Below are 20020 nucleotides of genomic sequence, written 5' to 3'. Positions count from 1 at the left end.
TCAGATGAAGCTGAAAAAAATGTTAGCTCCCGTACTTAGTATGTCACTGTTATTCCCGGCAATTGCAGGTGCACAGACAACAACAACGATGGCAAAGCCTACGGTTGAGTCTCCCGCCGTTGAATTGCGGGCGGGACTGGATTACCTGTTATCCGAGCATTATGTACTTGCGGTGAGCTCAATGACCAAAGCGTATGGCAATCACCCAGGTGCGTCTGCTGCTCAGCAAGCGCTGGAGCAAAATGCAAAGGATATGGTTCCTGCGATCGAATCGATTTATGGTGCAGAAGGTGCAGCTGAGTTTGACCGCATCTTCAGCGGGCACACGGATTACACTGTTGATATTGTGAATGCCAAGAAAGCAAATGATGCGACAGCCCGTGCTGCAGCAGAGGCCGAGCTGGAAGAATTCGTAGTCGAGTTCGGGGACTTCTTGGGCGCAGCAACCGAAGGCAAGCTGCCAGCTGCGGCTGCCAAGGATGCGGTCAGACTGCACGAGCAGCAGGTTGTCAAAGTCTTTGACGAGTATGTGGCAGGCAATTATGCCTCTGCTTTCAAGACCTATCGCGAGGGATTAGCGCATATGTTTGTCATCAGTGATGCCTTGTCTACTGCGGTCACTTCACAAATGCCGACCAAGTTCAATTTCTCCAAGCCGGATACACCAGCAGGCGATCTGCGCAGCGCTTTGAATCACCTGGCAGCTGAGCATTATGCGTTTGCAGCCATGAGCATGCAGCTGGGTTATGATCGATCACCCGCCTACCAAGCATGGCTGACAGCCGAAGCAGGCAATACTGCAGATTTCAAAGCAGCTATCGCCTCGATCTATGGAAATGCCGGAGCTGCACAATTTGAACAGATCTGGTTAGGAGACCATATCAATGCCCAAGACGAAATTGTTAAGGCTACATTGAGTGGGGATTCGGCTGCCATTGCAGCAGCACGCGCCAAGCTGGACAAATTCGCCACGGAGTTCGGCAACTTCCTTGGTGCAGCTACAGAACAGAATCTGCCCGCTGCTGCTGCCACGGGTGCCGTCAAGGCCCATGAAGAGCTCGTCCTGCAAGCCTTTGATCGTCATGTGGCACGTGACTATACAGGATACTATGCTTCCTTCCGCGAAGGCTACGCCTTTATGTTCGGTGTAGGCAAAGCGCTTGGAGGAGCCATCGTCAACCAAATGCCAGACAAGTTTCAAACCGGTACGCCTACGCCACAGCCGGAGCCGCAAATGCATACAGTCATGATGAAGGTAGGCAGCAAGCAATTGGATAACAATGGCGCAAAATCGAACATGGATGTTGCCCCATTGATTATGAACGGAACAACCTATATTCCGCTTCGCTATCTTGCTGAGGGAATCGGCGCTGAAGTGAAATGGGATGCAGCGACCAAGGCAACCATTATCCTTGCCGGTTCAGATGTTGCGGAGTTCTGGATCAACCAGACTTTTATGGAGCTGAACGATATGCGCCAGAACATCGGCTCGCCCGTCATTATCAAAGACGGACGCACATTGGTCCCGGTACGCTTTATCGCTGAGCTGTTCGGTTGGAATGTACAGTACAACGCGACCGACTGGTCGATCTGGTTGACCAAGAAGATGTAATCCACATCTATTGAAATAAAAGAGACTGTCCAGAAGTCAGTATCAACTGACATTCCGGACAGTCTCTTTGTTGCGCTTACTGCAATTCGGCTAAGTAAAGCGAGAGATTAATAACCTCATCTTCGGAAAGCTTATCTTCAAAACCAGGCATTCCGTTGCCGCCATTCATAATGATGCGGTAGATCTGTTCTTTGGTCTTCGTCGAACCGACCTTGTCCAACGCAGGACCCATGCCGCCTTCCAGGTTGCCGCCATGACAGCCGATACAATTCTGTTGGCTAAGCAAGTTCTCAGCAGCCCCTGCATCAATCTCACGCACAGGCACTTCAAAAGCAGCTTCCTGCTCTGCTTCTTCCTTGGATGGAAGAGTGAAGAGGATGAGATAGATACTGAAGATTCCGGCTAGACAAAAAACCGTGAACATCGCCCATTTTTGCATATACAAGCTCCTTTCTTCATGCTAGAATTTTATTCAATACATTCCAGTACATAAGTAGATCCGTCATGCAACTGCTGCTGGCAACCTGCCGTACACACGTGCCGGATACAGCCTGGGTATGTAGAATATAAAGTTGTTGATGCGAGAGCAAGGAGTGATGAAGTGAAATACAGAAAAAGCGGCTCATGGCTGTTCCTGGCCTGGGCTGTGTCCGTCGTGGCCACATTAGGAAGTCTCTACCTGAGTGAAGTACTCCATTATGTTCCCTGCAGTCTATGCTGGTATCAGCGCATCTTCATGTACCCGTTAGTTCTCCTGTTAGGCATCGCTACGGCACGCAGCTCTTCGGTTATTATACCCTATGTGCTGCCTCTTGCAATCATCGGAGCCGGATTTTCTGCCTACCATATCCTCCTGCAGAATTTGCCGAAGGATTCGGGACTGGCCAGTGCTTGCGGTGCTGTCTCCTGTGCAGAGGATTATCTGAACTGGTTCGGGTTCATCACGATCCCTATGCTTGCCCTTGTGGCATTCATCATTATTATAATTGCTCTGCTGCAGGTTCACAAGCTTGAGAAGCGTTCCGGCTACTAATTTTTGCATCAGCAGCAAGACTTGCTAGCGCGTGAAAGGACTGAATAAAATCCATGCAATTCCGGCCATGTATTGATCTGCATCAAGGAAAAGTTAAACAAATCGTCGGTGAAACGTTAAATACCGGGGAAAAACCAATAATCGAAAATTTTGTGTCCGAGCAGGGATCGGCCCATTATGCGGACCTGTTCCGCCGTGATGAGCTGCGGGGAGGCCATGTCATCATGCTCGGGGGCGGCAACGAACAGGCAGCAGTTGAAGCGCTGCGGGCATATCCTGGCGGCCTCCAGATTGGTGGCGGAATCACCGCAGACAACGCCGCGCACTATCTGGAGCAGGGGGCTACACATATCATTGTAACCTCCTACCTGTTTGAAGGCGGCGAGCTCAACGAACGCAACCTCCAGCGTCTGGTATCTGAGGTCGGCAAGGATCGGATCGTTATTGATCTGAGCTGCAAGGCCAAGGATGACGGCTGGTATGTTGTCACCAAGCAGTGGACAGTATTCAGCAGCTTCTCGGTGGATGAGCAGCACCTGAGCCAACTGGCGGACTATTGTGATGAATATTTGATTCATGCTGTGGATGTTGAGGGCAAACGCTCCGGTGTACAGCAGGACCTTGCCCGTTCGCTTGCAGAGTGGGTCACAATCCCAACCACGTATGCGGGGGGATGCCGATCGCTGGAGGATCTTGAGCATTTTCGCCAACTGACAGCAGGTAAACTGGATATTACGATCGGGAGCGCACTAGATATTTTTGGTGGCGAACTGTCATATGACGAGGTTGTTGCATACAATCGTCGGCTGGCGTAATTGAAAACCGCGCTCCTCTTATGGGGAAGCGCGGTTTTCATTTTCAGCTCCTGGTATATCCTGAGCGGCCACCAACGCCTTCGCCGGATATTCTAATCCTTGAACTGCTGATGACAACGCCAAGCCATTCTTGCTGACGAGTCTCGCCATCCAGCGCCGGATGACATCGTTGGTTTGGAGGCCCGCTTTTGTCGGGAGCTGATGCTTCTCGGAGTGAAGAATAACCGTCTGGTTATTTGGGAGTCCATGGCGAAGGATGTGACGGTACCTTTTGAAACTTCGATCTTTTCCACCATACATAAGCAAGACGGGGGCCTGGATTTCGGGCAACCTCTCGGTACATCGATAATGAAGACTATAAGCGAACAATTGTCTGATACTGCGCTGGGAAGAGGTTCTCGTAGTAAGCCGCAGATTATGAAAAGTAGTCCGGTTATCTGCATTCCCCCAGGTCATCCCCAGGCGAAGCAGCCGTTGCAAGGGTCGCCAGATGGTCAGGCCGATCGCTAGTCGGATTCGGCTGCGAAGATAGATATCGCTTGTCTCCGACATGGCGCTGATCAGAATACCGCCCACAAAAAGCTCGGGATGGGTCAGCAGCGCCTCCAGGGCAATCGATCCACCAGTCGAATAACCCGCTACAACAACCTTGCTAATCTCCAGGTGAGCCATCAATTGCCGGATATCTTCTACGATTAAACGGTAGGTTAAGGGCTGGTCGGAGGGGGCGCTCCTCCCGTGACCGCGAATATCGAAGGTGATAACCCGATGATTGGATGCAAGGAGACGCTGCTGATAGGCAAACACCGCACTTGTCAGCAAGGGAGGATGGATAAAGACAATTGGCACTCCTTCTCCGGTACTTGTGTAGTACAGGGTTCCTCCGTTAACAGTGGCGTAGGGCACAGACAACCACTCCTTCCCGAGATCCAACTCTAGGAGCCGGCAATGCTTCTCATCGGATCATTGAATACATATCGATGCAGCACCCATTCCACAACGCCAATCAGCACAGCAAGAAAAATGATCTCCCCTGCATAAATCCGTAAATCCATGGCGTAAGACAGGATACCAAAATAGACAATCGCCAACAAGGCGTCACACACAGCAGCAAATCCGTTATTCGTTAACCGCAAGATCACTTGGTCACCGATCAGATAGGCAAGGAGGGTAAGTCCGGTTGCGATGACTGCTGACATCATGAATGTCGTATTGGAGTAATACATCAGAAAGGCGACGATGATCGTTCCATTTACAATCCATTTCAACAAAAATTTGAACATGATGTATGCACTTCCTTTCGCTGAAATTTTTCCTTAGCGTCCCTCCTGATGATGACCTTTATGCATTTCTAATGTTCAGAGCAAATGTGGAAGGGTATTCATAGATAGATTGGCAAGGCGTGTTTACAAGTCCGAAACAAGTAGAGACGATTGCGAGATATCACAGCCCTATACTCTATCTAAGACAACTAGATTAGGAGGCAAAGGCCTATGAAATTCTCAAAAACCTGTGCAGGAGCCTTAGTAACCCTGGTCTGCACTGGCTACCTGGCGCTGGCTGAAACACCACTGGATCACTGGCTTATCAAACAGGCATCCTCAGAAACATCTATCATTCCTAGCGGACAAGCTCCGATTGGTATAGCACCAAGTAAGCCTGCGGACAACACACTTGTCCCACTAACGCCGGTTGCCGCAGCACAGCTTGATCCTAAAATGATGCTGGAGAACGCCCTGGCAGCTATGATTGAAGCTAATCGCCCGGACACCAATGTACGTGAGGTGGAGGGTCGAGTTACCGTGACTAATGTGACCAGTATGCTTGTTCTTGTCAACAAAGAGCGACATCTTCCAGCAGACTATATCCCGCCCGATCTTGTCATTCCTAATGTGCCGTTCTCCTTCGCTGGAGACCATCCGAAGAAGCAGCTCCGCAAGCCTGCGGCCAAGGCGCTGGAGCGGTTGTTCAACCAAGCCAAGGCAGAGGGAATAGAGCTAAAGGCAGTGTCAGGCTATCGCTCTTATGCAACCCAAGAGGCTATATTCAACCGTAACGCCGAGCTTAAGGGGGCGGAGGAGGCCAATCGGACCAGTGCCTATCCAGGCCAGAGCGAGCACCAGAGCGGCCTGGCGATGGATGTCTCAAGTGCCAGCGTGAACTATGACCTCGTCAAGAAATTTGGCCAGACCGAGGAAGGCAAGTGGCTGAAAGAGCACGCGCAGGAGTTTGGATTTATTATTCGTTATGCGGAGGGCAGGGAAGAAGAGACCGGCTATGATTATGAGCCTTGGCATTTGCGTTTTGTGGGTGTAGATGCTGCGAAGCGGATTGTGGGCAAGGATTTTATTCTGGAGACTTTTCTGAAGGCCTGAGTCTTGGAATTGACGTTGTCATGCATAAGATGGCAAAAGCTGCGGATAATGGAGTTAAAAAAGGTGGCTGATCTCCATGTGCGAACGCTTTTCCCTGACAGCAGATATCGTCCAGCTCCAAGAAACCTTCGGCATTACCAAAATGCTGACGTCGTACCGACAGCGGTATAACATATCTCCATTACAACAGCTCCCCATCATTATCTCCAGCCGCCGCGAACGCAGCCTGGTTGATTCCAGATGGGGACTGTTTCCGTATTGGGCCCGAGATTCCGTCAATGCGGATTATGATTCCGTTAGCGGCAAGAAAATCTTTGAACGCATCTTAAAGCGTCAACGTTGCATTATCCCATGCAGTGGTTTCTACAGCACCCGAACGGAGGGGAAGAATAGCAGCTCTGTACGAATCGTGTTGCGGGATCAGCCGGTTTTTGGCATGGCTGGCTTGTACGAGACCAGAGTGGACCCACGCGGGATGCAGCACCGGACCTTCACGATTATCACGACCATGTCCAATCGCGTTGTGTCCGAGTATACCGAGCGCATGCCTGTCATCCTGGATCGCGAGGACATGGACCTGTGGCTGGATTCTGACACGACAGATCTCAGTCTCTGGAATAGCCGGATCTATCCTTATGCCGCATCCCGAATGGACAGCTACCCAGTCAATCCTCGCCTCCAATTGGATGAGTTGGAAACCCCGGATTGCATCGTCCATTATGACCCAGGCACATTAACCGTCAAACGATAGAAGGATTGATCCGAACCGCTAATCGGCTTTGACAAGCATCCCTACTTCCATGGATAATGGTGGACAAGCATGTTCATCTATGGAAGTGGGGTCTTTTTATTATGAAATCATTGGTATTGGCTGAGAAGCCTAGTGTTGCCAAGGAGTTGGCACGTGTGCTGGGCTGCGGGCAAAAGCAGCGGCACCATTTTGAAGGTAACCAATATGTCGTCACTTGGGCGCTGGGTCATCTAGTTACCCTGGCCGAGCCGGAGGATTATGATAACAAGTATAAAAGCTGGACACTGGAGGACTTGCCGCTCTTGCCTCCCAAAATGAATCTTAAGGTAATGAAAGAAACCTCGCAGCAATTTCGAGGCGTGGCCCAGCTGTGCAAACGGCAGGATATCAAGGAGCTAATCATCGCCACCGACGCCGGGCGCGAGGGTGAGCTTGTTGCGCGCTGGATTATGGAGCTGGTGCATTGGAAAAAACCGTTTAAACGGTTGTGGATTTCCTCTCAAACTGACAAAGCAATCAAAGAGGGTTTTCGAGCGCTCAAACCGGGACGGGACTATGATAATCTCTATGCCTCCGCCGTCTGCAGGGCCGAAGCGGACTGGCTGATCGGGCTCAATATGACGCGTGCGTTGACGGTGAAGTACAATGCGCAGCTGGCGGCTGGCAGAGTGCAGACACCGACGTTGTCTCTTCTCATGAAGCGGGAGCAGGAGATCGACAGCTTCCAGCCCCAGCCCTATTGGACGGTTAGCGGTGATCTGGGTACCTTTCAGGGTTCTTATCGACAGCAGGAAGGCCATGACGGCAGACTCTGGGACAAGGCGAACGCGGAGGCGATTGCCAACCGCCTGAATGCCAAATCTGCGCGCGTTGAGAAACTGAAAACGACAGGCAAGTCGGAGCCCCAGCCGCTCGCCTACGACTTGACGGAGCTCCAGCGGGATGCAAGCAAACGTCTCGGCTTCTCCGCCAAGCAGACATCCAATGTACTGCAGCGGCTCTACGAGCAGCATAAACTGGTGACGTACCCTCGGACGGATTCACGCTATCTAACCTCAGACATGGCTCCTACGCTCAAAGGCAGACTGGAAAGTGTCGCTGTTGGGCCGTATGCCGCGCTTGCCAGGAAAGCGCTGCGGCATCCGTTAAACATCACCCGCCGGATTGTGGATGACAGCAAGGTTACAGACCACCATGCCATCATCCCTACGGAGCAGTATGTGCAGCTGGGTGCCCTGAGCAACGAAGAGCGCAAGCTGTACGATCTGATCGTCAAGCGTTTCATTGCCCTGTTCTATCCGGTCTACCGCTATGATGAGACGAGTGTCGTACTGCGAGCGGGTGAGGATGCACTCTATGCCCGGGGACGAGTACAGACGGATCTGGGCTGGAAGGAAGTCTATGGCTCAGACACAATGAGCGATGACGAGGATGAAGAAGGGGAGACGAAGCAAGCGGAGCCCCAGCAGCTGCTGCCAGCGCTTCGGATGGGTCAGAAGCTTCCCATCAAGAGTGCCAAGGCCAAGGAGCTGCGGACACAGCCACCGCCCAAATATACGGAATCTGCCCTGCTCTCCATTATGGAAAAGCACTCCCTGGGCACACCTGCGACGCGGGCGGATATTATCGAGAAGCTGCTCAACACGGATACGATTGAACGGGTGCGGGGCCGGATGGTACCGACCGGCAAGGGCAAGCAGTTAATCGAGCTTGTCGTGGATGAGCTGCGTAGTCCCGAGCTCACGGCAGAGTGGGAGCGGGAGCTCGAGCGCATCGCGAGGGGCAAAGGTGACCGCGGCCGGTTCATGAAGGGAATTCGGGAGCAGGCGGCCAAATGGGTTGGCGAGGTCAAAGTTGAAACCAAGGAATACAAACCGCATAACCTGACCCATTCGCGGTGTCCTGAATGCAGCAAGCCGCTCATGGAAGTGAAGAGCAAGCGCGGGAAGACCCTTGTCTGCTCGGATCGGGAATGTGGTTACCGGCGGGCGGCAGAACCTGCGCTCTCTAACAAGCGATGCCCGCAATGCCGCAAGAAGATGGAGATCCACAATGGGAAAGCGGGCAAGTATGCGCAATGCAGGCCGTGCAACTTTGTAGAGAAGCTGGACGGGGAACGGAGCGGTGGCGGCGGACGTAAAAACCGCCAGCAACAGGAGCGGATGGTTCAGCAATACAGTGACAATGTCAGCCTGGGCTCTAGTCTCGGTGATGCGCTGAAAGCAGCGCTGGAGCAAAAAGATAACAAGTAAAGGGATAGATTAAAGGGCTTATAGCCCATTCGGAATGAGGAACTGTGCGACCCCGAGCAGCACAAGATGACCGGGGTAAAAGCTTCGCCACACCCATCGTGGCATTGGAATACGATCGAAAGCACGATAAAAGGCTGGCCAATAGACTAGAAACGCGGTAGCGAAAATACTGTACAGCTGGGTCTCCCAGAACTTGGCGAACAAGGTGGAGAGATTGAGCAGGAAATGCAACAGCAGCTGCATATGCGACTGGCTATAGCGATAGATAAGGACCAGTGCCAGCCCGTAATACCCGTAGTTGAAATTCAGTGTCTCCAGCAAGTAGGCTGCCAGACAGCCGATCAATACCATAAGGGCCGGGTGGGACCAACGCTGCATAGCGACCAGAGCCAGCAGGCTGACCAGCAACGTGCCAACGACATTGATATCGTCGGAGTGCAGCGCCCACTGGTAAGGAATCTGCGAGATCACAGCGATGACGGTTAGCCGGAGCATATACCGTTTCATATTGGACGTGTGAAAGAATCCCAGCACGAGGGCATAGGTGTAGAGCGGGAAGGCCAACCGGCCAATGATCCGCCAGAGCGGGTCGCCTGGGAAAAAAACTAGACCGACATGGTCGATAAGCATGGTTAGCATGGCGACAATTTGCATGGGCAGCAACGCCTTTCGCGTGTAATGGTTACCCCCAGTATAATCGCAGGCCCAAGAAAAGGACAAGCCGGACAAATTCTCATGAAAATGTTGCAGCTTGGGTAAATATATTAGTACAATGGCTAGGAGTACACAGACAGCGTTCAAGCCAAGCCGAATCCATACTGATAATTGGAGGAAACCGCTATGGACAATTGCATGCTGGTGAACAAGCCTTCATTAAATCTGGTAGGTATTAGCTATTCCGGCCCCTACTCTACGCTGCCTGAGCAAGCCATTCGGCTGCAGAGTGAATTTCTGGCCAGAAAACACGAATTGAACAACCCTGTAAAGTCGCCTGCCTTGTACAGTCCGTTCCACGGTAATGAAGTATTTGCTACGTATTGGACCTGCTACGAGGTCAATCACCTGGAGGAGATTCCGGAAGGAATGGTCCAGTTTACGGTCCCGGAGCACACGTATGCCATGGTCACATGCACCAATGAGCGAATGGGCGAGGGCTATGAGCAGATTGCCGCCTGGATGGCAGACAACGATTTGATAAAAGACGACAATGCAGTCACCATCGAAGTTTTTTATATTGACGAGCACTTGGAAGAAGAGCCGGTGGAGATCTTGATTCCGATCAAGGAAAGCTCTCTCCCCGAGACATCATAGTCCAGATACTGGAGAACCTAAGAGCTGATACAGGCTCTTTTTTTCTATCTCTTATCTGGTTGCGACAGGAGATGGGTTATGGGATACAGATGGCAACAGATCGCGCTTCATGGCACGATGGCCGGCGTGGTCTCAGGTGTGTTGCTCGGCCTGATGCTGAAGCTGATCGAGGGATGGAATGGCCAACTCGTCTATACGCTGCTGCTTAATGTTGACTTCATCAAGTGGCTGCCTGCGAATATGCCGGAGTGGGTCGAATTCGCCATGCATCTGCTGGTGGCGCTCCCTCTGGGCTGGCTATACATTGCTTATATCAGCTGGCGCGGCCGCCCCTGGCTGGTCGGTATCGCCTTAGGGCTCATAACCTCTGTCACTTGGCTGCCACTTACAATGGTCTCAGTGCGAACCCCGGCCACCGATGATTATGTTGGTCTGGCGTGGTGGCTTGCCGGACATGTGGCGTATGGGGTTGTGCTTGGAGGGTACGGAAGCCTTCTCTTAAGGAGAAGGCGTGGAAGGAGATAAGTGAATGCCTTATTTGTACGGAGCCCGAATTATGCTTCGCGAATACAGATTGCAGGATGTGCCCTACATGAGGGCCTGGGTGAATAATCCCGTCATTGCCCATTGCCTGTCCGACGTATTCTTGTATCCGCATAGCCTGCAAGAGACCGAGATGTTTGTACAGCGCGTTATGGACAGCGAGGGAGGGCACCGGGGATTTATTATCGCTCATCGGGACAGCGAGGAGTACATTGGTCAGATCGACTTGTTCGAGATTGATTGGAAGAATCGTATGGCTGAGATGGGGATTGTGATCGGCAATCCTGCGGACCATGGCAGAGGCTACGGCCGCGAGGCCATCGGCATTCTGCAGCAATTCGTCTTTCACGAGCTGAATCTTCATCGACTGCAGCTCGAAGTCCATGAAGACAACGCCGCGGCGCTTGCCTGCTACCGGCACTGCGGCTTCCGTGAGGAAGGCCGCTTGCGCGATCGCCATTATCGCAAGGGAAGATACACGGATCTTGTGCTCATGTCCCTGCTGCGGCATGAATATGAACAATTGTTGCCGTAAATGCGAGTGGCAAGCCAGCTGACACGGGGTTCAGAGGCCTTATGCCGGGGTATATGAGAGAGAAGGATGCCGCGATCAGGCATCAGACTAGCTATTCAGAGCTTGCTCATCATACCTACGAAGGGGGCTTATCCCATGAACCATTACGAAGCGGATATTGACGGTTATACCTTGATTCAGCTGCCAGTGGCCGATCTCGCCAAGTCGCTGTCCTTTTACAAGGATTTGCTTGGGTTTGTAGAGGAGAATCCACAGTCGGAGCTTGATAAAAACCGGTTCTTGCGTGTCAGGAATGGCGGCGGAGAAGACGGACGTGGCGCCGGGCCCACCCTGCACTTGCTCGTGACCGATGCCGGACATTTGAAACCTACGCAGTGGGAAATCGACGGCCAGCCGATTCATGCGCTGGAACTGCACTCCAAGAATATTACTGCCCTGCATGAGAGACTCTCTGCGGCAGGTGTCAGAATTATCGAGAAGCCATATTTCACACCTCCAGCTGGGGGATACCTCAAGTTCCTTGATCCCGACAGCCACCTGATTTGTGTGAATCAGGCGGAAGAATACACAACCAATGAAGAGACCCAAGCCGGCTCGCAGATATGATTTTGGTCTCCATATAAGCATACCCGCACGAAACGGACGGATCGCACAGGTACCTGCGCGATCCGTCCGTTTCGTCTGCCACTAGCAGTCAACCTGTGCCCTTGGCTCTGTCAATCGGCTGCTTAAAGGGGTATAATTAGGGCAAACGTGTATGTAGCGTGCAATGGAAATGCAGTGGCCAGTCTTAGGCTGGCTGGATAGGAGGCAACAGGTTGAACATTTTGCAGGCGTTGTTTTTCCCTCCGGAGCAGCCGGGTGGCGTGTCGTCCATGGTTCCGTATATTCAGGAGAGGTTTCAACAGATGGATTGGCCCATGGATATCTTTTCGTTGCCCAAGCGAATCCGCAACAAAGGGCAAGAGGAAGTGGAGTTTCAAACCTTTGATGTAAAGCAGTTTGCTGGCCATCCAATTGTCGATAAATATATTCAGACGTACAAGGATTATGTCTGGTGGACGCGGATGCGCATTCAAACTTCGTACGACCTTATCCATGCGCATCACCCCATTGCTGCGCTTGTCATGAAGCAGCTGTTTCCGGATACCCCCGTATTGATGACCATTCACTCCAGCTACGAGCGTGAGTTGATCTTGAACCGCAAGATCCAGGAAGGTGGAATCGAGCATCAGTTTTTGACCGCGATCTACGGTGAGTTGGAAGCGCGGATGGATGGCTTGCTCACGGTATCCGAATCGTTCCGCGGCTATCTTGCGCCTTACCTTGCCTCACCCGAGCGCGTGCACGTAATCCCTAACGGCTTCGATGAGAAACGTTTCAAACCCATCTCCCATGATAATGCCGTCCCGCAATTGATTACGGTGTGCCGGCTAGTGCCAGCCAAGGGACTAGATATTCTGCTGCGTGCCTGTGCAGAGCTCAAACAGCGCAATTATCCATTTGTTCTTCATATCATTGGTGATGGCCCGATCCGCAAGGAGCTGGAAGAGCTCGCGGTCGAGCTGAACCTCTATGACGAAATTATATTTTATGGCTATATGCTTCACCCGGAAGAGTTCATGCCGTTCTTTGACATTTTCGTACTGCCTTCCCGAGCCGAATCATTTGGATCTGTATTCGCTGAAGCTGCGTTGTGCTGGTTGGCGCTAGTGGGGACCAATGTGGGAGGAATCGCCGAACAGATCCAGGACGGTGCCAATGGTCTGCTGGTACCGCCAGAGGATCCAACTGCGCTGGCCGATGCGCTCGAGAAGCTGGTTTCCGACCCGATCTACCGGTACAACATGGCCCGGGCAGCGTGGGATCGCGCCAAGAAGGATTACTCGCTGCAGCGGGTCATTGCACAAATGAAAAACGTCTATCTGCAGCACGACAGAGGTGCGCAGGCGCAGTAAGTCTCAGAGACCGAAGCTGCGTTTGCGCATCATCAGAACGAGCCACCCCAGACTGAACAGGCCGAACAGGGGATATAAGGTAGATACGAGCGGTCCGAAGCCCATCTGACTGCCGGCATAACAGAAAGCCAGGATGGCGAAAATCAGCAGCTCACGAGGCCAGGCCAGCCGTTCGCGCATCTGCAGGGACAGTCCGTAAATATTGGCAATTAGCGTAGTGAAGATCTCGGCAAAGATCAAGAACAGGTAGATGAACTGGATGGTGCCGCCTAGTTGCCTCGCAATGCCGCCCATGGGAATGGCAAACTGAGTAATGCCCGGCATATAAAGCGATAATGCTATATGTCCCACCAGCAGCATGAAGCCAATACCAATGCCGCCAATCCATGCGCCTGCGATAAGGACCTGCCGGTCCTTGATGCGGGCGCCCAGAGGGACTAAGACGGCCTGGGCCAGGGAGAGATTGAAGGCAGCGTACAATAGTGGAGAGGCCCAGAGTGCCCATGGTGAATAATCGCTGCCCAGCAGCAGCCAACGCTCAGCACCTGGGGTAGTCATAGTATCGATCATGATCAGTACCGTGAACATGAGCATGACAGGGACCACAATTGTATTCACCGCGAGTATGGCCTGCATCCCTTTGCGAAGCAAGAAAAAGCAACCCAAAAGGGTCACCAGCAGACCGGTTTGATAATTGATTCCGAGATGCTCATTGAAAAGTGAACCGGCGCCAGCCAGCATGACGGCTGATACGCCAAGGAGAACGACCATCATGAATTGGCTGACCCAGCCGCCAAACCGCGGCCCGAACAATGCCTTATTGAGGTCTTCATAGGAACGAGCGGCAATATCGGAGGCAATCAACATCATCTTGGCGCCCAGCCAGACGAATAGAATGGCGGATATGCCGATCGTAACAGCCGCCAAGGCTCCGAAGCGAGTGAAAAACTGAAGGATCTCCTGTCCGCTGGCAAAGCCAGCCCCGACGATCGTTCCAATATAGGTTAGTGCTACTTGCAGGGTCAGTCCAAGTCTTCTCATCTGTCACCCTCCTCATTACCAGCCTATGAAGAGATGGGGACAGGCATGACTATAGACGGTCAACAAACTGGACTTGCTTCAGGTTTGATAAAACAGTTTAATGGATACAATCTCCCGATTCTTGGGATCCATATCAAACTTGAGGAGGGCGCCTTTAGCTTTGTAGCCGATGACGTAGCTCGTATGTGTTGTAGGCTTGCCTAACGCCTCGAGGACATCCTCTTCAAAATCACCGATTCGTATGCCATTTAGTCCCGTCCGTACACCGGACTCAAACACTTCAATAAATCGGATTTGCTGATCCTTGTCGTGTCCCACGGCAAAACCGTTGTAGCAGTTCACAGTGATTTGCTCTTCATCATCGGCCAGCAAATACGTTTCTTCCGCCGTGCCGAATTGTTCGCTTGCCTTGACGATGCCTTCGCCAATCGCGAGATTGAGAAGCTTGGGGACGCTCATATTCCATTTCTCTTCTATGATGTCGGCTGTCACGTTATCCTCGGGCGGGCGAACATTTTCTCCCGTGCCTTGTCCTTTGCCTCCCTCGTTCTGAGGTGGCAGCAGACCGCCATTGGGCGGGACAGGCCGTTGCGTATCATAGGATTGCTGGGGGCTCTGTGAGCCGGGTGTCTGAGGTCCAGATGGACGCTCTGCCAATTGCTCCTGCCGGGGGGCAGGCTGTTCTGGAGCTTGTCCTTCCGGCTTGGATGCGGCGCCTGGTCCCGATTGACATCCCGATAAGGCTATAAGAAGGGCGGTCGCAGCAGCAAACCGCCGGATATGCCGCGTAGATCTATGCTTGGTCATCGGCAAGTACGACCTCCTGTAAGATCGATGTATAAGCCCGGGCACTTGCCCATAGCCTAATATATACAATTAGACGCTTGAAATTGGAAAAAAGTTGCATAAGCGCTCATGATTTGACTTTGTGATCCAAAGCAGACTTTTTGAACAACCACTAAAAATGAAGTTGCGCAGAGTATGCTGCCTGTGGTAACTTATCCAAAAAAGGTCTTCCGGTGAAGGGAACGTGAAACAATGGAACTACTAAAAGAACGCATCTTGCGTGAAGCATCAATTCTTACGAGCGACGTGTTGAAGCTGGATGGCCTGCTTAACCATCAGGTTGATCCTGTCCTGACGATGGAGATGGGCAGGGAGTTCGCCCGTAGATTTGCAGAAGAGAAAATTACGAAGGTCATCACAGTGGAGTCCTCCGGTATTCCGGTTTCGTTCGCTGCAGCATTGACACTGGGCGTACCCTTGTTGTTTGCCCGCCGGAAGAAGACGCTCATCGCAGACCCTGAGGCTTTGTCAGAACGCGTACCATCCTTTACTAAAGGTATTGTAACAGATATCATGGTCTCAAAGGAATATCTCACAGCCTCGGATCGGGTATTGTTTATCGACGATATCATTGCCAATGGTGATGCTGCGCGCGGCTTGATCAAGATTATTGAGCGCTCTGGCGCCGACCTTGCAGGAATTGGAATTGTGGTGGAGAAATCTTTCCAGGCTGGTGGGCGCGCGTTGCGTGAGCAAGGGATTCGCGTGGAATCTCTTGTCCAGATTGCTTCGCTTGAAGGCGGCAAAATTACTTTCGTCTGAGGTGACAGGCGTACCGCCCCTTTCCTCGACGAACATTTTCCTTTATAATAACAAGTAAGTGGCCGAGAGGAGGCAGACAAATATGGGGAATTCAGACTTTTCCTTGGATTTCTTTGAATCCAAGCTGACTGATGCCAAGGTGCATTTCGAGCGTGCGCTCGATTGCAAGCATACCGAATTCGACGATCTCTATCCCTACATGATCGAACATCCGCAGTTTTTCTGGTACAAACGCTATGTTGCCTGGTCGGAGCTGCTCACGATAGTGAAGCTGGGAGAAGAGCTCCAGATGGATTGGAAGCCTCAGTTTACCGAACGTCAGCGAGAGTACATTGAGAAGCGTGTAATGTCCTCCCGTGTACTGGATGAATGGTTTGAAACCAATGACTCAAAAGAACATGTTGGCTAAAGCCGGCTGGAATAGTAATGATACGGGAAGACCTCTATGAACGGTGCTTGCAGCTTCATGGAGGTCTTTTCCGTGGCTCGTTTGAAAGGAAGGTAATGACCCATGGTATCGGATGCAGATCTGGATCAGTACCGGCTCGAGGGTACGAAAGTTAGAGTCGTCAGGGACGCGATCGTCACCAATGATGTCGTAGGCATCGTTGTCGCATGGGATGACACGCATGTGATGATAAGGCGGCCCAATCGCCGTGTGGTTAAGCTGAACCGGTCGTATACCTATGAACCGGCGGCCAACCCGCGTGAAGGGGACAAGCCACAGGAGGTCGAAGGCCAGTGAAGTGTCCGGTATGTGAAGATGTACGGATGAGAGAAGTGCAGAAGGATGAGGTCATGATTGACGTCTGTCCGGATTGCAAGGGAGTCTGGCTGGACCGTGGCGAGTTAGACAAGCTGATGAAGGGCGTACACGAGATGCGCCAGGAGTTGGACTCCTGGGAGCAGCCTGCGCCTCCCGTAGGCTTGGGGGGCTCTGTGTCCCCTCAGCAACCAGGCGGTGTGCCTAGCTTTGGTAACGGCACACCTCCACAGCAGCCTTATGGAGGCCCAGCAGGGAATCCTTACAGGGGACAACAGCCTTACGGTGATCCTCAGCCTTATCAAGGCGGTTATGAGTCTCAGCATGGTCCGAATGGCCCTTATCATGAGGGGCAGCGAGAGCAAACCCATTATGACAAGGATGGGTATGACAAGCATGGCTATGATAGACGAGGCTATGACAAGTATGGCTATCCGTACAAACGGAAGAAGAAAAAAACGGTCTTGGATGTTTTCGGTGATTTATTCGATTGATAGGCCATTGGAACTGCAATCAGCATCTTGTGATGCGAAGATTGCAGTTCTTTTTTTGACCCAGTATGTTATATTTATGTTAGTATTGTGGTTGATTCGCAGTTTTTCGATGTGGTACCCAAACTATATGTTATAAAATATAACTTGAATATTACAAAAATTTCACCTATAATAAAAATATCTTCTTCACCAGTTGTTTCAAAAAAAGCGGCGTGGGTAATATATACTATCATCGCAACATATCCTATGAATAAATAGAATCAACCAATAGACTAGAATAGAGAGAGGGTATCCTGAATGAACAATGATTACTTTGAGCGTTTGTATAGCACAGTCGGAGATCTGTTGTACCGTGTACGTATCTATGATCGTGATTTGATGAATACGGATGAGATCATTGCAATGGATGAGGCTTATGAGAAGATTCAAGTGAACAAGTGGATGATGGGTAGTCCACAATGGCAGGAAAAAGCAATTGAGAAGCTGGAGCACATGAATTATCGTCTCGTTACGATCATGGAAGATCTCCTGTATACAGCGTAATCGAACCAGTCCGCGGGGCTGGTTTTTTTTGTCGGGCTAAGTATAAGACGTGTCGGGAAACCCGCTGGTCGGTTGCTGTAACGCACCTTTGTTCCTCTATTTATCGGGCAACCCGCTGGTTGGCTGTTGTGACGCACCTTTGTTCCTCTATTTGTCGGGAAACCCGCTGGTCGGGTGCTATAACGCACCTTTGTTCCTCTATTTATCGGGCAACCCGCTGGTTGGCTGTTGTGACGTATCAGGGCGGTCGTCAGAGCAAGGTGATGCGTCTCTTAGAGTCATCCGCAGGATGATTTTATTCGTTTTAATCGGCTCGTGATGTCGAGTGAATTTTCGGAATACTTTTATTTTTTCATTCATGCTCCAATATGCTTGACTTCCTGTCCTTGTGCATGCTAAGATAAATCTCGTGATCAGGACGCACTACGGTGCAGGTCACAATAACGTGCGGTCGTGGCGGAATTGGCAGACGCGCTAGATTCAGGTTCTAGTGGTGTAACAGCCGTGGAGGTTCGAGTCCTCTCGACCGCATCAAAAAAAAGGTTCCCAATTGCTCAGCAATTGGGAACCTTTTTTATTATAGGATTTTGTAAAGTAACTGGCTAAGCCTCGAAGATAAGGCCCCACTTTATGGGTTATTTACTGTGGCGACACTTGAATCCAGTCAATGTTGGGCCCTTCCGTACCGGTGGTTACCAGTCGCAAGGAATTGATTCCACTATTCATCTGAACGGAGATTGTTTTTTCTCCCCAGGTAGACCAGCTGCCAGTAGCCGCAAAAGGTGTGTTCGTCAGCACCCTGGTTCCATTGATGAATACATCCAGGTTTCTTGTGCCAGATGCAAGTGCGTAACGTATTTTAACGTTCTTTGTACCAGCGGTGGCACAGTAAATGTTATTCCACAAAATCGATGCTCCGGTGGCTGCGGTAAAATCCACATAACCGGTTCCGCTGTAACCCGGATAGAAAGAGTCGGGGGAAGCATTCGTTAAGGTTGTACCGGTTTCAGCTTCATAGATCGTACCGACTGTGCTTCCTCCCAGATCGGCTTCAAAGGTGGTTACACTGTTCGCGGGTAGGTGCGCAAAGAAGGACCCACTGGAAGCATTAAGAGGGGTTCCTGCCTCCAGGTTTCTGCTGCTGTCCGTTATCCAACGGTTGACGTTCGTGGCTGATCCGTTTTGCAGCACGAAATTTTGATTAACCGCAGACGAGCCCCGGTTAACAGCCACGATAACCACCTTGTTATTGCCTTTATAAGCCGAAACAAACACGTTGGTGTCGGGATTCTTGGTGGCATCAACTCTTACAAAGCCCGGGCGGACAAACTTTGAGAAATGAGCCATGGAGTATCCTCTTTTGCTGATTGTACCATCCTCTTTCATTGGACCGTATTGCCTGCGGATATACCACCAAATATACGCCTGAAATTCAGCCTCCACCATATTATGATGAATATGATAAGCGACATCCAATGCTTCCGGCCAACGGTCTGCGGAATTGTTGTCACTGTTCGGATAGTATACTTCTGTCATCCAGAGCTCTCTGCCTGCACCTTTTTGTTTGAAGAGCGGATACGGCATGTTCCCAATACTCGTACCATAAGTATGAGCCCCGAGGATGTCCATGTTGGCGAGTGCTTGAGGGTCATTGAGGATGGGATCAGACAAGTTTTTCAGGTATTGAAAGGACTCGGGTGCAATAACTTTGCTATTAATCGAACCTGCATTTTCTCTCATGAATCGGAGGATTTCTTGTGGTGTCCACCATGTCCATTCGTGTGCGTAATCGGGTTCATTTTGAACAGAGATGGCATACAGCTCCGCACCATTATTTTTCATATACGTCACAAAATCGTTGAGATGCTGCGCATACGCCGTGTATTTGTCATATCGCAGTCGCTTGGCGTTCGGATCTCCATTTCGATTGAAGGTCTCAACCATATCATCAGGCGGATTCCATGGCGAAGCTATTACGAGTGCACCGAGCTCAATCGCTCGTTTTGCAGTAGCTACTTCACGATACCAGTTGTTGGGGTTAGGGTCGACATATACCCTCAGGATAGAGAAGCCTAATTGATTCGCTCCGTTGCCAAACGCAGTCTCTCGTTGGGGGGCTGTTAAATCCCCGATCCATGCTGGATGATTCATGCCTCCAAAGCCACGAATAAGCTGTCGTTCGGCCGATAGGTTAATGGTCGCATCGCTGGCTGCTGACACCATGGGGTTAGCGGAGGGGACAAAGATGAGGGGAAGCGCTACAAGGAAAGCCAGCAATACAAAAATGGATTTTCGCACATACACAGTCATTTTTCCAACTCCTTCTGAAATGAGTTTCCTTCCTAATGCCACGAACCTTGAATCCCTGGATTCTTAGCTGCTGTTA

Annotated in this window: 24 protein-coding genes and 1 tRNA gene; 18 read left to right on the top strand and 7 right to left on the bottom strand. The window is 51.2% G+C overall.

The features are described 5' to 3' along the window. Positions 1 to 4 precede the first annotated feature (4 nt). Entirely contained in the window at positions 5 to 1612 is a 1608-nt protein-coding gene (locus F556_RS0110430; RefSeq protein ID WP_020616890.1) for a copper amine oxidase N-terminal domain-containing protein, read from the top strand. A 76-nt stretch (positions 1613 to 1688) separates the two neighbouring features. Here F556_RS0110430 and F556_RS0110425 read toward each other — a convergent pair whose 3' ends face one another. Next, the gene (locus F556_RS0110425; protein ID WP_020616889.1) at positions 1689 to 2051 is read right to left on the bottom strand and encodes a c-type cytochrome; all 363 of its coding nucleotides are present in this window, start codon (positions 2049 to 2051) and stop codon (positions 1689 to 1691) included. A 162-nt stretch (positions 2052 to 2213) separates the two neighbouring features. On the opposite strand from F556_RS0110425, the gene F556_RS0110420 reads away from it, so the two are divergent. After that, the gene (locus F556_RS0110420) at positions 2214 to 2645 is read left to right on the top strand and encodes a disulfide oxidoreductase (protein WP_020616888.1); all 432 of its coding nucleotides are present in this window, start codon (positions 2214 to 2216) and stop codon (positions 2643 to 2645) included. 53 nt (positions 2646 to 2698) lie between these two features. After that, positions 2699 to 3460: a phosphoribosylformimino-5-aminoimidazole carboxamide ribotide isomerase gene (gene hisA, locus F556_RS0110415; protein WP_020616887.1), complete on the top strand. Its 762-nt coding sequence runs from the start codon at positions 2699 to 2701 to the stop codon at positions 3458 to 3460. A gap of 18 nt (positions 3461 to 3478) precedes the next feature. Here the strand turns inward: hisA and F556_RS33680 are convergent, their stop codons facing one another. Both F556_RS33680 and F556_RS0110405 read right to left on the bottom strand, forming a co-directional pair. Further along, positions 3479 to 4366 (bottom strand): alpha/beta fold hydrolase, encoded by an 888-nt coding sequence (locus F556_RS33680; protein WP_020616886.1) that lies wholly within the window; start codon positions 4364 to 4366, stop codon positions 3479 to 3481. Between the two features lie 29 nt (positions 4367 to 4395). Beyond that, positions 4396 to 4743, bottom strand: coding sequence for a DUF2512 family protein (locus F556_RS0110405; RefSeq protein WP_020616885.1), 348 nt, complete (start codon positions 4741 to 4743; stop codon positions 4396 to 4398). Positions 4744 to 4953: 210 nt separating this feature from the next. Between F556_RS0110405 and F556_RS33675 the strand changes: the two genes are divergently transcribed. From F556_RS33675 to F556_RS0110390, 3 genes are all read left to right on the top strand, one after another. Beyond that, positions 4954 to 5835: a M15 family metallopeptidase gene (locus tag F556_RS33675; RefSeq protein ID WP_020616884.1), complete on the top strand. Its 882-nt coding sequence runs from the start codon at positions 4954 to 4956 to the stop codon at positions 5833 to 5835. A 76-nt stretch (positions 5836 to 5911) separates the two neighbouring features. Further along, positions 5912 to 6586 (top strand): SOS response-associated peptidase, encoded by a 675-nt coding sequence (locus tag F556_RS33670; protein ID WP_020616883.1) that lies wholly within the window; start codon positions 5912 to 5914, stop codon positions 6584 to 6586. Between the two features lie 101 nt (positions 6587 to 6687). Continuing rightward, positions 6688 to 8838 carry a DNA topoisomerase III gene (locus tag F556_RS0110390; protein WP_020616882.1) on the top strand — a complete coding sequence of 717 codons (2151 nt, stop codon included), beginning with the start codon at positions 6688 to 6690 and terminating at the stop codon, positions 8836 to 8838. Between the two features lie 18 nt (positions 8839 to 8856). Here the strand turns inward: F556_RS0110390 and F556_RS0110385 are convergent, their stop codons facing one another. Beyond that, positions 8857 to 9477, bottom strand: a complete 621-nt coding sequence (locus F556_RS0110385) for a TraX family protein (RefSeq protein WP_342663300.1) — start codon at positions 9475 to 9477, stop codon at positions 8857 to 8859. A 201-nt stretch (positions 9478 to 9678) separates the two neighbouring features. On the opposite strand from F556_RS0110385, the gene F556_RS0110380 reads away from it, so the two are divergent. From F556_RS0110380 to F556_RS0110360, 5 genes are all read left to right on the top strand, one after another. Further along, a complete protein-coding gene (locus tag F556_RS0110380; RefSeq protein ID WP_020616880.1) occupies positions 9679 to 10149 on the top strand; it encodes a GyrI-like domain-containing protein in 471 nt (156 codons plus the stop codon). Between the two features lie 78 nt (positions 10150 to 10227). Continuing rightward, positions 10228 to 10674, top strand: coding sequence for a hypothetical protein (locus F556_RS0110375; protein ID WP_020616879.1), 447 nt, complete (start codon positions 10228 to 10230; stop codon positions 10672 to 10674). 4 nt (positions 10675 to 10678) lie between these two features. Continuing rightward, on the top strand, positions 10679 to 11227 hold the full coding sequence (locus F556_RS0110370) for a GNAT family N-acetyltransferase (protein ID WP_020616878.1): 549 nt from the start codon (positions 10679 to 10681) through the stop codon (positions 11225 to 11227). Positions 11228 to 11362: 135 nt separating this feature from the next. Beyond that, complete coding sequence (locus tag F556_RS0110365; protein WP_020616877.1) at positions 11363 to 11833, top strand: VOC family protein; 471 nt, start codon at positions 11363 to 11365, stop codon at positions 11831 to 11833. Positions 11834 to 12045: 212 nt separating this feature from the next. Beyond that, a complete protein-coding gene (locus F556_RS0110360; protein WP_020616876.1) occupies positions 12046 to 13185 on the top strand; it encodes a glycosyltransferase family 4 protein in 1140 nt (379 codons plus the stop codon). Positions 13186 to 13188: 3 nt separating this feature from the next. Here the strand turns inward: F556_RS0110360 and F556_RS0110355 are convergent, their stop codons facing one another. Beyond that, positions 13189 to 14226, bottom strand: coding sequence for a YkvI family membrane protein (locus tag F556_RS0110355; protein ID WP_020616875.1), 1038 nt, complete (start codon positions 14224 to 14226; stop codon positions 13189 to 13191). Positions 14227 to 14304: 78 nt separating this feature from the next. After that, the gene (locus tag F556_RS36170; protein WP_020616874.1) at positions 14305 to 15033 is read right to left on the bottom strand and encodes a hypothetical protein; all 729 of its coding nucleotides are present in this window, start codon (positions 15031 to 15033) and stop codon (positions 14305 to 14307) included. 231 nt (positions 15034 to 15264) lie between these two features. Here F556_RS36170 and F556_RS0110345 point away from each other — a divergent pair, with 231 nt between their 5' ends. From F556_RS0110345 to F556_RS0110320, 7 genes are all read left to right on the top strand, one after another. Then, positions 15265 to 15834: a xanthine phosphoribosyltransferase gene (locus F556_RS0110345; protein ID WP_020616873.1), complete on the top strand. Its 570-nt coding sequence runs from the start codon at positions 15265 to 15267 to the stop codon at positions 15832 to 15834. An 82-nt stretch (positions 15835 to 15916) separates the two neighbouring features. Continuing rightward, the gene (locus tag F556_RS0110340; protein WP_020616872.1) at positions 15917 to 16243 is read left to right on the top strand and encodes a hypothetical protein; all 327 of its coding nucleotides are present in this window, start codon (positions 15917 to 15919) and stop codon (positions 16241 to 16243) included. 102 nt (positions 16244 to 16345) lie between these two features. Beyond that, complete coding sequence (locus tag F556_RS0110335) at positions 16346 to 16579, top strand: hypothetical protein (protein WP_020616871.1); 234 nt, start codon at positions 16346 to 16348, stop codon at positions 16577 to 16579. Continuing rightward, positions 16576 to 17091: a TFIIB-type zinc ribbon-containing protein gene (locus F556_RS39240; RefSeq protein WP_020616870.1), complete on the top strand. Its 516-nt coding sequence runs from the start codon at positions 16576 to 16578 to the stop codon at positions 17089 to 17091. The genes F556_RS0110335 and F556_RS39240 overlap by 4 nt, the downstream gene beginning before the upstream one ends. 297 nt (positions 17092 to 17388) lie before the next feature. Further along, positions 17389 to 17634 (top strand): hypothetical protein, encoded by a 246-nt coding sequence (locus F556_RS0110325; protein ID WP_020616869.1) that lies wholly within the window; start codon positions 17389 to 17391, stop codon positions 17632 to 17634. 49 nt (positions 17635 to 17683) lie between these two features. Further along, positions 17684 to 17953: a hypothetical protein gene (locus F556_RS37060; RefSeq protein WP_169447566.1), complete on the top strand. Its 270-nt coding sequence runs from the start codon at positions 17684 to 17686 to the stop codon at positions 17951 to 17953. 128 nt (positions 17954 to 18081) lie between these two features. Next, positions 18082 to 18165 (top strand) — tRNA-Leu (locus F556_RS0110320). A gap of 108 nt (positions 18166 to 18273) precedes the next feature. On the opposite strand, the gene xynC is transcribed toward F556_RS0110320, so the two are convergent. Continuing rightward, on the bottom strand, positions 18274 to 19986 hold the full coding sequence (xynC, locus tag F556_RS0110315) for a glucuronoarabinoxylan endo-1,4-beta-xylanase XynC (RefSeq protein WP_281167898.1): 1713 nt from the start codon (positions 19984 to 19986) through the stop codon (positions 18274 to 18276). Positions 19987 to 20020: the final 34 nt, after the last annotated feature.

Origin of the sequence: Paenibacillus daejeonensis DSM 15491 (assembly GCF_000378385.1) — a bacterium.
Classification (GTDB): domain Bacteria; phylum Bacillota; class Bacilli; order Paenibacillales; family Paenibacillaceae; genus Paenibacillus_D; species Paenibacillus_D daejeonensis.
This window is presented reverse-complemented; position numbering and strand designations above follow the sequence as displayed.